The sequence below is a fragment of the Bacillus cereus group sp. BfR-BA-01383 genome (genome assembly GCF_022663495.1).
Classification (GTDB): domain Bacteria; phylum Bacillota; class Bacilli; order Bacillales; family Bacillaceae_G; genus Bacillus_A; species Bacillus_A cereus_AU.
Genome location: NZ_JAKUFP010000041.1, coordinates 18,608 through 33,933 on the forward strand (window position 1 = coordinate 18,608; position 15,326 = coordinate 33,933).

Here is a 15,326-nt window from a genome sequence, read left to right on the forward strand (position 1 = left end):
TTTTCTGAATATGTCCATTTTTAGTTTGATAAGTCTAGTTTAATATAACATTAGACAAAGGGAGGAGATACGATGAATTGGAAAGACTTTGAGCAAAATATAAAAGTACGCTTAATTACATCGTTTTTTAATCGTGCTGTTACATCAGCAGTAATGCCTTTCATGGCATTGTTTTTTGCTCAAGAAATAAATAAAGTATGGGCCGGGTTATTTTTAATCTTAACGGTTATTTTAAGTTTTTTTTCAAATTTAATTGGAGGTTACATTTCAGATCGCTTTCAACGAAAGAAAATCTTATTGTTAACTTCTTTTTCTAGTACTTTGATGTTTTTATTCATGACTTTAAGCTTATATCCTACAGATAAGATGATTTGGTTATTTGCAATCGCTTATGTAGGTTTTATAATAACTAGCAGTCTTGGGCGCCCATCCATGCAAGCTATCATCATAGACTCAACTACACCAGAAAATCGAAAAGTTGTTTATACAATTGACTATTGGCTTATGAATCTTTCTATGGCAATTGGTGCAGCATTAGGTGGTTTTTTATACATTAATCACCAAAAAGAGTTGTTTATATTACTGACTTTTGTTTCTGCTATATTACCAATTGCTTATAAAATTTGGCTAGTTGCAGAAGTTAAAGAGTACTTAGAAAAAAGGGATGGAAATATAGTACTTGATCTAATTCAAAACTATAAAGTTGCTATTCAAGATAGAGCATTTTTAAGAGTTGTAATAGGGTCTACTTTCATATTTGCGGCAGAGTTTTCTTTAAACAGTTATATTGGTGTACGACTTTCAGAAACATTCAATCCAATAAGCATTGGGAACTTTGAAATAGTAGGAGTGAGGATGCTAAGTATTCTTAACATACAAAATATGCTTTTAGTAGTATGTTTAACGTTTATTGTAAATAAATTTACAGATCGTCTAAGTGGAAAAAAAGCGTTACTTTTAGGTCTTGTGCTATATGGTGTAGGCTATGTGACAGTAACATCTGCAAACACTTGGTACGTACTGATGATTTTTAATTTTATTGCCACTGTTGGTGAACTTGTCTACTCCCCAATCAGAAATGCAGAACAAGCTAATATGATTCCGGCTGATAAAAGAGGATCGTATTCAGCTTTTGCAGGTCTAGCATATATTGGTGCGGATCTAACTGCAAGAATGACTATTATCATTGGTGCATTTTTGGTTCCTACGATGATGTCCGTTTACATTGGTATCATTGCAATAATGGGGACATTCCTCTTATACACTGGACTGTTTGTTAGAACCAATATTCAATCTCAGGAACGGTTGAATAAAATGTCATCATAATATAATACTTTAAATGAAAAAATACGCTATTCTTTCTATAGAATCGTAGGAAAGGATGGCGTTTTTTATGTCTATTTCTGTATCTAACGAGTTACACCTATTTGCTCAAGAGATTCAAAGTTTTTTATCTCCAAATACCTTACGGGATCTTGCTAGAGATGTTGGTTTTGTACAGCGAACCAGTAAGTACCAAGCAAAAGATGTAGTAGCTTTATGTGTATGGGTGAGCCAAAATGTCGCTACAACTTCTTTAACTCAGTTATCTAGCTGTTTAGAAGCATCAACAGCAGTGCTCATCAGTCCTGAGGGACTGAATCAACGATTTAATAAAGCGGCCGTCCAATTTTTACAACACATATTAGCTGAACTACTAAACAAAAAATTGGTCTCGTCTATGCCGATTTCTTCTCCATATACTTCTGTTTTCAAGCGTATTCGTATTTTAGATTCAACTGCATTTCAACTCCCAGATCCCTTTGTATTCATTTATCAGGGTGCAGGAGGATGCAGCCATACAGCGGGGGTAAAGATCCAACTTGAGTATGACCTATTAAATGGACAGTTGCTACATCTTCATACAGGTCCAGGTAAACAACATGATCGAACCTACGGTTCTCTGTGTGTCCCAACTGTAACAGCGAATGATTTATGTATCCGAGATTTAGGTTATTTTCATTTGAAAGATCTTCAACATATACAAGATAAAAAGGCGTACTATTAGCTTGTTTAGAAAGAATAACGCTTTTTTATACCTGAGGATAGTGAAAACTTCGCGTCTTTTTTACAAACATAAATATTCTATTTTCTAAAGAAGGAATATTATCTTTTTTGTCTAATTATATTTAGGTTTGCAAAAAAGGATTCTACAACTCTGGGGGAATTATCATGGTAAAATATATTTCGATTCTTGGTTCAACTGGCTCAATTGGTACGTCTGCATTAGATGTAGTCGCTTCTCATCCGGAACATTTTAAAATTATTGGTTTAACAGCAAATCACAATATTGACCTTCTTGAAAAACAAATACATACATTTCATCCTCGTATTGTAAGCGTAAGTACAAAAGAATTAGCAGATGCTCTTCGGAAGCGAGTTCCTACAGATACAAAAGTCACATATGGAACAGATGGATTAATTGAAGTTGCAACTCACCCCGATTCTAATCTTGTATTAACTTCAGTTGTCGGTGTCTCTGGTCTCCTTCCAACCATTGAAGCATTAAAAGCGAAAAAAGATATAGCAATTGCTAACAAAGAGACATTAGTTGCGGCAGGACATATTGTGACAGAATTAGCGAAACAAAACAGTTGCCGCTTAATTCCAGTAGACAGTGAACACTCTGCCATTTTTCAATGTTTAAATGGGGAAAATAATCAAGAAATCGAGAAGCTTATTGTTACTGCTTCAGGGGGGGCATTTCGAGATAAAACGCGCGAAGAAATGGAAATCTTACAAGCTAAAGATGCCTTAAAGCATCCCAACTGGTTAATGGGAGCAAAACTAACCATTGATTCAGCTACATTAATGAACAAAGGCTTTGAAGTCATGGAAGCACGTTGGTTATTTGATATCCCTTATGAGAAAATTGATGTTTTAATTCATAAAGAAAGTATTATTCATTCTTTAGTTGAATTTATAGATGGCTCTATCATGGCACAGCTCGGTGCCCCTGACATGAGAATGCCGATTCAATATGCATTCCATTATCCAACTAGATTACAATCGAACTATAAAAAATTAAACCTACTAGAGATAGCTAGCCTACACTTTGAAAAACCAGATTTCAAAAAATTCCCTTGCTTACATTATGCGTATGAATCAGGGAAAATTGGTGGTACAACACCTGCTGTCTTAAATGCAGCGAACGAAATTGCAAATGCGCTATATTTACAAAATGAAATTTCATTTTTTGATATTGAAAAAACAATTTATTCTACTCTTGAAGCTCATCACAGCACTGCAAATCCAGATTTAGAAACAGTATTAGACGCCGATCGTTGGGCTCGTGAATATGTAAACGAATTATTAATTAGAAAATGAAAAAAGAGCTACAACAGAATGCGCCTGCTTTAGCTCTCCTTTTTACATGTTCTTTTATTTTATAACATAATACATTTTCGTTCACGGAATTGTAAAGAAACGTATTTAAGATATCACATGTAGAAGGCTTTATAGTGAGTATTAGTTATGGTCATCGGGAAAGTTTTTTTAAATTAATATAAGCTATATATGGAATAAAGAAACCTAAAAAATTGGAGGTAATTATGAAAACTTTCATATATATGGTGAGACATGGGGATTCACCGAAATTTGGAGAAGAAAAAACGAGAGGATTAACTGAAAAAGGAAAATTAGATGTTCAACGAATAACAGATATATTACAAGGTGAGGGAATTGATGTTGTTATCTCAAGTCCATACAATCGTTCAATTCTAACTGTTCAGCAGTTAGCGAAGCAAATAGGACAAGAAGTTTTAGTATTTGAAGACTTAAAAGAGAGAATTTTTATTGCTGAAGAGGAACGAATGTCGGATAAAGAATTATTCCCTTTGATAACAAAGTCATTCTTAGAACCTGGCTTTGCTTTAAAGGGAGGAGAGTCTAATGCCGACTGTCAGAAACGTGCTATAAAAGTCTTAAAAGATTTATTAGACACCTATCGAGGACAGAAAGTAGTAGTAGGAACTCATGGAGCTGTTATGACTTTGATGATGGGGTATTATGACAGTAAGTATGATTTGAATTTTTTACTACAGACATCAAAACCAGATATATACAGAATGGAATTCAATGGGCAGGAATTGGTGGAGGTTAAAAGATTGTATTGCCATAGCTTCTCCCAATGACGTGTATTATAAACAATAGGGTTACTGCGGTAACTCTTTTTCTTATTGCACTAACGGGAGATTGAGTTCAACAATCTAAAAAATCCGGGTCCTTAGCGTACAAAATTCACGTTTTGTTCTTGCTATCCCGAGGTGAAATGGGAGGGAATGTTTTTGGGCAGGATACCTTTAAAGTTATTTTTTAAATCAATCCTATTTTTTTCTTATGCGGTATTGTTGTTTATTCTATATTTCAGATTATTTTTGTCTGGAGTGTTTCGACAGGATTAGGGGGGGATGATATAGTCGGATTTTCTGATAATAAGTATGTAATTGGCCGGCCACCTGTTAGCTATAATTTATATAAAAAAGATAGTGGAGAAACTATATTAGATAATGTTATTGGTTATAAAAAGGGAAAAACTAAAAGCGATGTTCGGAATGAAATTGAATTTGTAGTGATAAATGAGACAAAGGGTAGCTATGAATTGTATAAAATAGAAAAGGCTTCAGAAAAGGATATAGAACGGCTGAAAGAAATGAAGAAATTAGAATAAAAGAGACTATCTGAAAGATAAAAATGATGTTAGTTTGAAATAAAGGTTGATAATTAATAATAAAGTTCAATAAAAGTTTAACTTCAGGATTCTTCATTAAGCAGAGGGGCAGGTTATTTGAAAACGGTGGAGAGTATTGTTAGCGTTCTACATAGGGGGTATAGTATGAGAGATACAAAGATGATAGCTCAAACAGTGAAAGAAACATTTGTTCAACTTCATGGTTTTAAATTATTTACAAAATTTTATGGGGACAAAAAGAATAAGCCAACTGTCATAATGGATGCTGGATATGGAGACTATTCCAAATCGTGGAAGTTTGTTGTGTCTGAAATTTCCGCACTTACAAATGTCCTCGTTTATGATAGGGCTGGATTAGGAAAAAGTGGGAAAAGCTTAAATCCTAGAACAAGTACATATATGGTAAAAGAGTTAAAAGAAGCCCTTATTCAATTGAGTATTAAGCCCCCTTACATCTTGGTGGGACATTCTTTTGGTGGGGTAAATGCACGCATATATACTTCTGAATATCCTCAAGAGGTCGCAGGGGTAGTGCTAGTTGACTCTACACCCGAAGACTATAAAGATAGGTTTTTGCCAACAATGCCTAAGGAGTTTCAAGATGCTTATAACAAACAATTTGTTTATGAGGGTACATATGATGAATTTATGGAAAGCCTGCAACAGCTAAAGGATTCAAGAAGGAAAATGAGTGTCCCTTTAATTGTTATATCAGCAGGTAAAAAAGCTCATTATTCAGAAGAATCACAAGGGCTATGGAATAAAATGCAGAAAGACATTCTTCAGATATCCTCTAATGGTCAATATATAATAGCTAAAAATAGTGCCCATTATATACAAAATGATGAACCAGAAGTCGTAGTTAATGCAGTAAAAAGGTTAATTGATAGCATTTGAAAATTGGATGGTGAAGTAATCAAACTTTTTTTATAAAAATTCCATACTTCATTAGAAAGCCTAACTCTATTTTGATCAATCTTTATTCAAAATGGAGTTTTTTTATTGGATGCTTGATTAGGTTGAGCGATTTCGTTTTTATTAAACTTAATTAAAATTCTACAAATACACACTTGTTATTGCTAAATCTACAAAATGGTGTAGACTGATAACTGATTTTTATTTCATGAAAAGAGTCATTATTAAAATAAAGTATTGGGGGTTCAGTCCCATGCCCATCAAGCTAAGATTTTCAGAAACCTCCCATAACAAAAATTTTACCTTTTCACAGTTATTCATAAGAGTTCGGCCCATTTTTTCTTTTTTGGGGCCTTTATTTTTCTTAAGTTGATGGATGTGGGGTAGCGTCACATGCCCATCAAGCTAACCAAGTAAATTACTAGATAAGAAACGATCCTTGTTTCAAAACTAGCAATTGATAGAAAAGTAAGCATGCTAAAGAAGCCTATTAAAACGTGATTTTTTCGCTAGGCAGATTGTCTATGCTTCACTGTCGTTTTATACACAATCCCTAGAATATCAAAGACGGTCATCTTCTTATACCGATGACATTTACGACCGTTCTTTTTGAGCAGCTGATAAAGGCGATGCAGAATTTTTAAAATTTCTTCTGTGCCAACGGCTATCGCTTGAAACAGTAACGGAAAGTAATCTTTAATCATATAAATCGCTTTGTATTCACTCAGCTCCTGCTTTGTCTTTTCAAGCAGAAACTGTCGCATTTGAAACATCGTAGAAGAACAGAGGAGAATGCCGATGAGTTGTCCATATAAATGGCACTCTAGGCGTTCTCTTTTAATATTTTTACATTCATCAATTTCAAAAAATGACTTCCACGTTTTAAACAAAATTTCAATCTGCCAACGAAGTGAATACAATGAGTGCACGTAGTTCGTTGGTACTCCTTCTAGAGACGTGTTCGTGATATATACATTCATACCCATTAAACGTTTACTTTTCTCCTTCATGACGATGCCTTTTTTCTTTTCACGTATCGCTTGGTTTTTCAGGCGTGTTTGCGTTTGATCATCGGTTAAACGATGGATAATGACACGTGCTGGAAGCTTCTGATTTTGGCCAATGTATGCCTCGGGGATTTCTATCGTTTCACCAGGGATTAGACCCGACATCATTTGTGTCATATCAAGCTGGATGTATTCTGTTTGCTTTTTTAACGTGCCGTTGTTGAAGTATTCTGGCTCAGGGTTCTTGATATAAATGCGTGTATTCAGCTTCAACCGCGAGATATAGTAAGCCTCTTTATCATGAATAGTTTGTAAGTCTCCTAAATCGAAGTAACCAAGATCACGTAAACACAAATCGCCCGCCTCTACGGTTTCAAGGCAGATGGTACCGTATGTTTTATCATTATTCTTTCCTGGTCCAAGCTGCACGTTAAGAAATTGACCACTAAGTAAATCATATTCCAATTGGATTTTCACGCCTGCCGTATTACTACTCCCGCCTGAACCTTGATAGTTAGTGGCGAAATGATCAGGCAGTTGAAACACTGTTGCATCTAAAATACGGATACGATTGAAAGTAGAGATCATGTGTGCAGAAAGCGAGTGATTACAACAGAGTTTTTGTGTGAGAAGAGAAGTAAAGACTTCTCGAAGAAATGCGACAGCTGCTGGGTTAAAGCGTTGATTCAATCCTTCTGAGCCCATCAGTACCCCAGTTGAAGCTTCTAACTGACTGCACAATTGTGTAAGTGATGTGCTAGCGATTTCTTGACTGAGCCATACGCAAAGGGCAATGAGTTCGTTTGCTTGATACTTACTAGATCGCTGTACAAAACCAACTTGTTTGGCGATATCTTGTAGGACTATTGGAGATAAAAAGTATTGTAGCTCTTGTGCGAAAAGATTCAGTTCATTTGAAATGATAGGATTCATCAAAAACGCCATCCTTTCTGTATATTTCTACAAAAAGAATAGCGTTTTTTTCGTTGTAGGGATACTAATTTATCTTAGCTTGATAGCGATGCACCAGAACCCCTTTTTAAATATTATCAACGATATTATTATTTTTTGAAGATGAATTAAAACTTTGTTGTTGTACAATAAGAATGAGGTGATACATAATGAAAAAAATGCTACAAAATGTGCTCAAAAAGTATGGTATCGTACATCTAGAGAAGCGCATGTTAGATACACTTGAACCAACGATTCAAATACACTTATGCCAAGAAGCTGATGAAAAAATAGCAGTGGGAACATCAAGATTCGGAGGTTTTCCTGATTTACCTGATGAATTAGAGATTCCAACCAAAAATGACATGCCTCTATATTTTATTGGACAACTGAATTTAGAGGAAGTACAATCCTATCACAAAGGAAATCCACTGCCTACGAAGGGCATGTTGTATTTCTTTTATGATGTAGAAGAAGAACCATGGGGGTTTGACCCAAAAGATATTGGAGGACATCGTGTTCTGTACACAGAAAATATAGAAAATCTAAAAAGAAGAGAAATCACAAAGGAAATATTCCCTTCTTCATTAATTTCATTTGAAGAAACATGGACATTGGCAAAAGAAAAAATTGGAGAAACAGGTTTATCAGATGATGATGAATGGGATTTTTACGAAGAAATAGAAGAATCATATGTCAGAGAAGAGAACGATGGATTTCATCATTTACTCGGTTCAGCACAAGCCATACAATCAGAAGAAATGGCTGAAGAGTGTCATCTTGTTACAAACGGATTTTATTTAGGAAATGCGTATCCTTCAGATAAAGAGATAAAACGTTTGCCTGGTAGCCCTCATGATTGGATGTTACTTTTACAAATTGATACCAATGATGATTTGGAAATGTATTGGGGAGATTCTGGTAGACTATATTTTTGGATAAAAAAAGAAGACTTATTACAAAAAAACTTCGAAAATACTTGGTTAATTTTGCAATGTTGTTAATTTATAAAACAACCATTATAGTAGTTTAGATGTAGAGAAACATACTAAATAGCCTAATCCTATCCATAATAAAAACAACAAGGGATATGTACACTCCCAAATAACATGGTGATCCCACACCCATCAAGCTAAGAAAAGCAAATATCCCAAAACAAAAAACGAACTGAATTCTCATAGACAACTAACTGTGGAGAGATAAAATTTTTGTTTTGGGGGTACTCAAAATATTAGCTTGATGGGCATGGGGTAGCGTCAGGAAAATGCGGATTTACAACGATAAGGGAATTCCAAATTAAAAAGCCCAACTTCTCTGCAAATCAAAATAGAGAAATTGAGCTTTTTAGTTATTTCATTTATTTATTGAATTCATTAACTGGAAGAAGTATTCAGGTTTATGAGTCTTATTTAGGTTATACCATGAATGTAATGCATCTGATGTAAATACATCTATTTTTTTCAGTACCTCCATTGCAAATTCCAGAGGAGCTATTCCTGATGCAGTAACTAAATTCGCATCAGATACCGCAGATCCCAACTCATAGAACTTTTCTCCTTTATAGTTAGAACATACCATTTTAGTATATTCTAAGTTATTACTTGTATGCTTTCTAGTATCCAAGTATCCCATATTCGCGAGGGCATCAGTTGCACCACAAATTGCAGCAACAATAGTGCCAAGCTTTAAAGCTTGGCCAATTCTTTCCAAGATAGGTTGATGAATTTCTTCCCTCCAAGTAGTCCCTCCTGGTAAAATTAAAAGATCTTTACTCTCAAGAGTACATTCATCAAGGGAAATATCTGGTTTTATGCTCAGTCCTCCCATAGTAGTAATCATTTCTTTATTAGCTCCTACTGTAATTACTTTTAAAGGTGCTAAATCTTTTTTGAAATATCTTCCTGAGTTTAGTTCAGCAATTAAATGTCCATATTCCCAGTCCGACATTGTATTAAATACATATAGAAAAACTTTTTTTGTTTGCATCCAATAACACTCCAATCACAATTGATATAGCTATTATAATATAACTTCCCTGACAGTTAACGTCAGGGAAGTTATCATACTTGATGAAATTTTATTAATTCCGACAGAACTTCAATAAGTCTTTTCTTAAGACTTATTGGCTCAATAACTTTAATAGATTTATTGTACGGTAAAAGTAAATAAGGTACATATGTATGTATAATATCTTTTTCAAGAAGAAAAACTGCTTGATTTGAAGTCCGTTCTTGTAAATAATGTCCTAAAAACCAATGTTGGCAAATATCAGCCAATACACTTTTCTCCCCATTAATAACCAAAGAAATAATTCCTTCCTTATCTTCTATAGTTGGAAGAAGACTTTTTATAAAAAAGTCACGTGCTGAAAACTTTTCTGGCCGGTTAAACTTATTTTCGGTTAGCATTAGACTTTCAATTCGATCTACTCTAAAACTACGGATATCATTCCTAAGATGACAAAATCCAATCACATACCATTTATTATTCCAATAGATAATTCTGTACGGATCGACCAATCTATAATTTAATTGCTTTTCGCCACTTTTATGGTAAAGAATTTTTACTGAGTACCCGTCAGCTACGGCCTGCTCCAACTCCTTCAAAAAAGGTTCTATAGAGAGTGAACTTAATCGACTTATTACTTCAAGACTAGTTAAATGTTGGTTTATCTTTGTTTCCTGCTCTTGATTTGAGTATTTACTTAGTTTTGAAATGGCCCTATTTAGTGCTTCACCTCCATAATATCCGGCTTCTTCTGCAAAAACAGCAGCGTGAAATAGTGAAGTTTGCTCCTCAAAATCAAAAAAAAGAGGAGCCTCAATAAAATTGTTCAATAAAGTGTATCCACCGTTATGTCCTGGTTCTGAAATTATAGGTACGCCACTTGTTGAAATTGTATCAATATAACGATACACAGTCCTTATATTCATCTCTAACTTTTCTGAAATTTGTTTTGCAGTAATTTTTTCACCTGAACGAAGCATCCATAGAATTGCTAACATATTGTCAATTTTAGGCATATAATTCCACCTCTATATGAAATTTATTTTCTATTATATATTCCCGATTTTTGGTATAACTCATCAACTGTTCCCTTCCGATAGCTTTCTATATAATGAGGCCCTAGACACATTTGTAATTTCACAAATTTGATTTACAGTCATATCTCCCTCTTTATAAAGCTTTACTGCATAATTCATTCCTGCATGATTTTTATGGTACTTCTTTAACCGACCTTTAAACTTTCCTTCTTTCTTAGCCAGCTCAATCCCTTCACGCTGCCGCATACGGATAAGATCACGTTCTAATTGGTTTACACCCGCCATAACCGTAATTAAGAATTGGCTGTAGGGATTATTTTCTGATAAATCTAGCCATGTATCTTTTAAGGATTTTAAATTTGCCTTTTTACTCCGTATGTTATCGATTAATTCAAATAAACCTTGTGTACTACGAGTAATCCGAGTTAAGTCCGTAACATAAATGATGTCACCTTCTTGTATATCCTCTAACATTTTTTGAAGTTGCTTACGATCTTTTGTTGCTCCGGAAACTTTTTCTTCAAAAATAATATCCATTCCGATTTCGTTATATATTATTGCATAAGAATTTGTTATTAACCCAAATTAAATCTACATAAAGAAAAGACGCTTTAAAGCGTCTTTTCTTTATTTTTATTATTTAGTTGTCTGACGCTTGATAATCATAAATCTTTTCACGAATAGCGGATGCAATAAATTCTTCAATAGAACTGTTCGTTTCTTTTACAATGTTTGTGATTGCATGGTATTCACTGCTTGTTATCGTTACTGCCTTAGTAACACTACTGCTATCTAAATACACGCTATTATTAACACGTCTTGTTAATTTTCCTTCTATTATATATGGGGTTAAACAATCAATCCATTCTACCTGCATTTGCATTGGTAATTGAATAATGGATTGACGAATATCAAAGTACCAAAAACCATCTTCCTCAGAAATCTTAATATTTCTTGGTGATACATACTGTAGTACTAAGTCAATTAAGTGGAAAATGTTACTTCGCAATTGATTTGATTTAGGAAAACGAAACTTTACAAACTTTTGGTGATGACTTCTTGGTTTATCAGATAAAATATATGCAGGCTTATACCCCATTTTAATTGAATCTTCTAGTGTCATATTGTTTCCAAACTCATCAATAAGCACAATATCCCCGCGCTTCGGAATGGATATAATGCGTGCTAATTTATTACCTTCCATGAATTTTTGGAACAATACTACATTATATTTTTGTGAGAATGTATACAGCGTATTGGCCTGATCCAATTGCTGTACCAATCCGTTTATTTCTTCCTCATTTACAAATTTAGTCTCACGATTACGATGTTTCTGTATAGTACAAGTCAATACTTCTTCTTCTATCCACTTTTCAAGCTGATACATGCTCACATTATAATCTTTTGCTGCCTGATATAAGGTAATTCCTTCTGTTTCACGATCTTCTTTCAACTTTTCTATGTCTTTTTGCTTAAATAAAAAGCTACCATCTAAACGCCAGGTCTCTCGATTAATTGGATTTAATTGTCCTTGTTTCATAAGAGTACTAAAAATGAAGCTACTAATTCCTAAATAAGCTTTTACTTCATTTGTATTCATATTTATTTCATGTCTTTCAAACATATCTTTTCCTCCTATGTGTAAACTTCTGTTATGTAAAATCGATAATTTTATTATGTAAAGTTAAATTGATAAAAATATATAATGTAAATTACATTATAACACAATTATACATTAATTTATTTTTAAAAATAAATGAAATGTAAATTCACTTTCTAATTAAATTATCTTTTATATAATTATAAATTATATAAAAGATAATTTATAAAAAGAATTAGATAATAACCATAGAAAATAGAACATTTTCTATTCTTATTCATTAGTTTCATTTTTATAAAATTTAATCTTATTATGTAAGTAACTTTTAATGTAATTCAGTTATAATATTAGATATAAAGGGAATTAATATGGAGTTGATTAACAATGGAATTTAAATTAAATACAATTAATAGTGAAACTTATTTAGAAAATATAGAGAAACAAAAACAAAATTTCTCAAACATAATTGCGATATGGAATCAAGAATATATAAATGAAGCTGAGTTTAAAAAGGAAAATAACGAAAGAGAAGATTCATATACATATGAGGGGTTTTCAGATGAAGAAATATTGTATTACTATTTAAATCGGCAAACACATTTTGACCAAGAAAAACGTGTAAAGGATGCATCCAGGACTCTATATGCACGTGACTTAAGCCAGTTCTATTTTTTCATCAAACAAAGTACAGAATTTCTGCAGCAAGATGTTAAAGATTATGTAGAGGGTCAAGTTTGGAGGAACTTAAGAAAGCGACATATACGTAACTATCAAAAATGGTTATCCCAGGAGGCAATCTCCTATCAATCAAAAGAAAAATACAAAGCATCTACGATTAGTCGGAAACTAGGTGTGATCCGTTCGTATTTGAAATGGCTATATGAAATTCAATATATCCAGGAACCTCTTCATGTGGAAATTCTAAGTACTACCGTTAATAAACACCATAAACCAAAACGCGAGTTATCATATGAGGAAGTGAAACAGTTGCTTCATTACTATAAGGATAATGAAATCAATTATGCTTTATTATCGGTCCTAGCTACTACGGGATTACGCGTTGCAGAAGTTTCGCATGCAAAGTGGGAAGATCTTGAGTATGATTCAATGCGTGACCGTTATTACTTAACGGTGGCTACAAAAGGTGATGATGAGAGGATCGTTTCTATTAATAAAGAAATCTTTAATCGTATAGTCGCGTTTCGTATACGCAGGCGATTGCCTATTGATATTGGAAATAAAAACGGTGGGACTATATTCCAAACAAAGAATCATACTTCCTACAGAGAGAATTATCTATCTCAGTATATTTCTAAGATCATCAAGGAGACTAAACTACAATTTACAGAGAATATACGCATCACACCTCATTTCTTTAGACACTTTTATGTACAGTATTTATATGATTACAAAAAACTACCACCACATCTTATCGCAGCTGCAGTTGGCCATAAAAATGATAGAACTACAAAAGAAAATTATTTGAAGCAAAGACTTACTAAAGATAATGATGCAGGAAATTTAATTGGTGATGGTGAGTTTTAATGTGTAATTAATATATAATAAATTCGAAATAGAATAAGGTGAAACCAAGATCCGGTTTCACCTTATTCTATTTGAATTGTTTTAAATATTTATCGTTTTTTGACAGAAGACTCCTTCCTCAAAAATCTGAAGGTGTGAAACACCAATTTTAGGTGGGAGATGAATGTCAGAAAACGATAAATTCCTTAGCGTACATTTTTCTCAAAATGATATGGTGACCCCAAATAATCTTCGATAATCTATTGTGTATATTTGTAAGCATTCCCTATATAAATCCTAGGTGATTGTTTGCATGTTGACTTTGTTTTTATGTACAATAAAGGTAAAGATATAGTTTGAAACAGGAAGAGGAAAACCATGTCCAATTCATTAGTAAATTTACGTATCGATTTTGCATTTAAGCAGTTATTTGGCACAAATGGGAATGAAGATATTTTAGTTGCCTTTTTAAATGCCATATTAAAAGATTCTTTAGAATCACCTATTGTTTCCCTGCAATTAGAAGATCCACATTTGCATCGAGAATATGAAGAAGATAAATTATCAATTTTAGATATTTCGGCTACATTAAATACAGGAACAAAGGTAAATGTAGAAATACAATTAAATAACAATCACGATATGATCAAACGAAGCTTGTATTATTGGGGAAGGCTATACACCTCTCAATTGCAAAAAGGGATGCCTTATAGCTCACTTCATAAAACGATTACCATTAACTTGTTAAACTTTGTGATGTTTCCAGAATATGAAGCGTTTCATACAACAGGAATCCTTTGGAACCAGCAACAACAAAAGTTATTAAGTGACGATATCGAAGTTCATATTGTAGAGATTCCAAAGTTACTACAGCAATGGCGTGAAGAGAAAGTTAATCCGTGGGAAGACTCGTTTGTTCGTTGGTTATTATTATTACCAGCGAATGAAGATGAGTATCTCACACAAACATTGGAGGACATTGCCATGAACCAAGATCCGATTTTACAAAAAGCAATGGATAAGTGGGAACGTATGAGTCAAGATTCTTCTTTCCGTCAAGCATATGAAGCAAGAGAAAAGGCCTTAATGGATGAGGCTGCAAAGTTTGCTCATGCTCGTAATGAGGGGAAAAAAGAAGGCATTCAAGAAGGGGTTCAGCAAGGGAAAATACAGATGATTAAAGGTATGAATGAACTTGGTGTACCACTTGAAACGATCGCTAAAGCCAGTAAATTAGGCATAGATGAGGTTGAACGCATTTTAGAACAAAAATAATCAGCATCAAAAAAAGAACCTATTAATTGGGTTCTTTTTTGAGCTATTTGTCAAAATATAACCTTATACTATGACACTTAACTTTATTTTCTTATTATTGATGAAATCGCTCATTTAATAGAGGAACAGGATCTTGATCCACAATATATTTCTTGGCACTATCCTGCGTAACAGTAAGTAGGGGTAGCACCACACATCCATCAACTTAACGTATATTTTTATACAAAATGCGGTCTTTCCACGTAGTTTTTTATTATCTTTTATAGATGTTATAAAAGTAG

At 33.5% G+C, this 15,326-nt stretch carries 11 protein-coding genes and 3 pseudogenes; 9 read left to right on the forward strand and 5 right to left on the reverse strand.

Features of this window, described 5'->3' with window-relative positions; translation table 11 throughout:
• Positions 1 to 72 precede the first annotated feature (72 nt).
• From MR065_RS23735 to MR065_RS23760, 6 genes and pseudogenes are all read left to right on the forward strand, one after another.
• Positions 73 to 1,326, forward strand: a complete 1,254-nt coding sequence (locus MR065_RS23735) for an MDR family MFS transporter (protein ID WP_242215284.1) — start codon at positions 73 to 75, stop codon at positions 1,324 to 1,326.
• A 67-nt stretch (positions 1,327 to 1,393) separates the two neighbouring features.
• Positions 1,394 to 2,044 (forward strand): annotated as a pseudogene (locus MR065_RS23740) (IS4 family transposase); the annotation flags it as partial.
• Between the two features lie 167 nt (positions 2,045 to 2,211).
• On the forward strand, positions 2,212 to 3,366 hold the full coding sequence (locus MR065_RS23745; protein WP_242215285.1) for a 1-deoxy-D-xylulose-5-phosphate reductoisomerase: 1,155 nt from the start codon (positions 2,212 to 2,214) through the stop codon (positions 3,364 to 3,366).
• Positions 3,367 to 3,590: 224 nt separating this feature from the next.
• Positions 3,591 to 4,172 (forward strand): histidine phosphatase family protein, encoded by a 582-nt coding sequence (locus tag MR065_RS23750; protein ID WP_242215286.1) that lies wholly within the window; start codon positions 3,591 to 3,593, stop codon positions 4,170 to 4,172.
• Positions 4,173 to 4,325: 153 nt separating this feature from the next.
• A pseudogene (locus tag MR065_RS23755) lies at positions 4,326 to 4,708 on the forward strand (hypothetical protein).
• A gap of 165 nt (positions 4,709 to 4,873) precedes the next feature.
• A complete protein-coding gene (locus tag MR065_RS23760) occupies positions 4,874 to 5,626 on the forward strand; it encodes an alpha/beta fold hydrolase (RefSeq protein ID WP_242215287.1) in 753 nt (250 codons plus the stop codon).
• Between the two features lie 527 nt (positions 5,627 to 6,153).
• Here the strand turns inward: MR065_RS23760 and MR065_RS23765 are convergent.
• Positions 6,154 to 7,584 (reverse strand): IS4 family transposase, encoded by a 1,431-nt coding sequence (locus MR065_RS23765; RefSeq protein ID WP_242215288.1) that lies wholly within the window; start codon positions 7,582 to 7,584, stop codon positions 6,154 to 6,156.
• 188 nt (positions 7,585 to 7,772) lie between these two features.
• On the opposite strand from MR065_RS23765, the gene MR065_RS23770 reads away from it, so the two are divergent.
• Positions 7,773 to 8,606, forward strand: coding sequence for a YwqG family protein (locus MR065_RS23770; protein ID WP_242215289.1), 834 nt, complete (start codon positions 7,773 to 7,775; stop codon positions 8,604 to 8,606).
• 349 nt (positions 8,607 to 8,955) lie between these two features.
• On the opposite strand, the gene MR065_RS23775 is transcribed toward MR065_RS23770, so the two are convergent.
• The 4 genes and pseudogenes from MR065_RS23775 to MR065_RS23790 all read right to left on the reverse strand — a co-directional run bounded on the left by MR065_RS23775 (position 8,956) and on the right by MR065_RS23790 (position 12,270).
• Positions 8,956 to 9,588: a type 1 glutamine amidotransferase family protein gene (locus tag MR065_RS23775; protein WP_242215290.1), complete on the reverse strand. Its 633-nt coding sequence runs from the start codon at positions 9,586 to 9,588 to the stop codon at positions 8,956 to 8,958.
• A 74-nt stretch (positions 9,589 to 9,662) separates the two neighbouring features.
• On the reverse strand, positions 9,663 to 10,625 hold the full coding sequence (locus tag MR065_RS23780; RefSeq protein ID WP_242215291.1) for a helix-turn-helix transcriptional regulator: 963 nt from the start codon (positions 10,623 to 10,625) through the stop codon (positions 9,663 to 9,665).
• 63 nt (positions 10,626 to 10,688) lie between these two features.
• Positions 10,689 to 11,195 (reverse strand): annotated as a pseudogene (locus MR065_RS23785) (recombinase family protein); the annotation flags it as partial.
• A gap of 91 nt (positions 11,196 to 11,286) precedes the next feature.
• Positions 11,287 to 12,270, reverse strand: a complete 984-nt coding sequence (locus tag MR065_RS23790) for a DNA-binding protein (protein WP_242215292.1) — start codon at positions 12,268 to 12,270, stop codon at positions 11,287 to 11,289.
• Positions 12,271 to 12,630: 360 nt separating this feature from the next.
• On the opposite strand from MR065_RS23790, the gene MR065_RS23795 reads away from it, so the two are divergent.
• Together MR065_RS23795 and MR065_RS23800 are read left to right on the forward strand one after the other, a co-directional pair.
• Positions 12,631 to 13,791: a tyrosine-type recombinase/integrase gene (locus tag MR065_RS23795; RefSeq protein ID WP_242215293.1), complete on the forward strand. Its 1,161-nt coding sequence runs from the start codon at positions 12,631 to 12,633 to the stop codon at positions 13,789 to 13,791.
• 357 nt (positions 13,792 to 14,148) lie between these two features.
• Positions 14,149 to 15,045 (forward strand): Rpn family recombination-promoting nuclease/putative transposase, encoded by an 897-nt coding sequence (locus MR065_RS23800; RefSeq protein WP_242215294.1) that lies wholly within the window; start codon positions 14,149 to 14,151, stop codon positions 15,043 to 15,045.
• Positions 15,046 to 15,326: the final 281 nt, after the last annotated feature.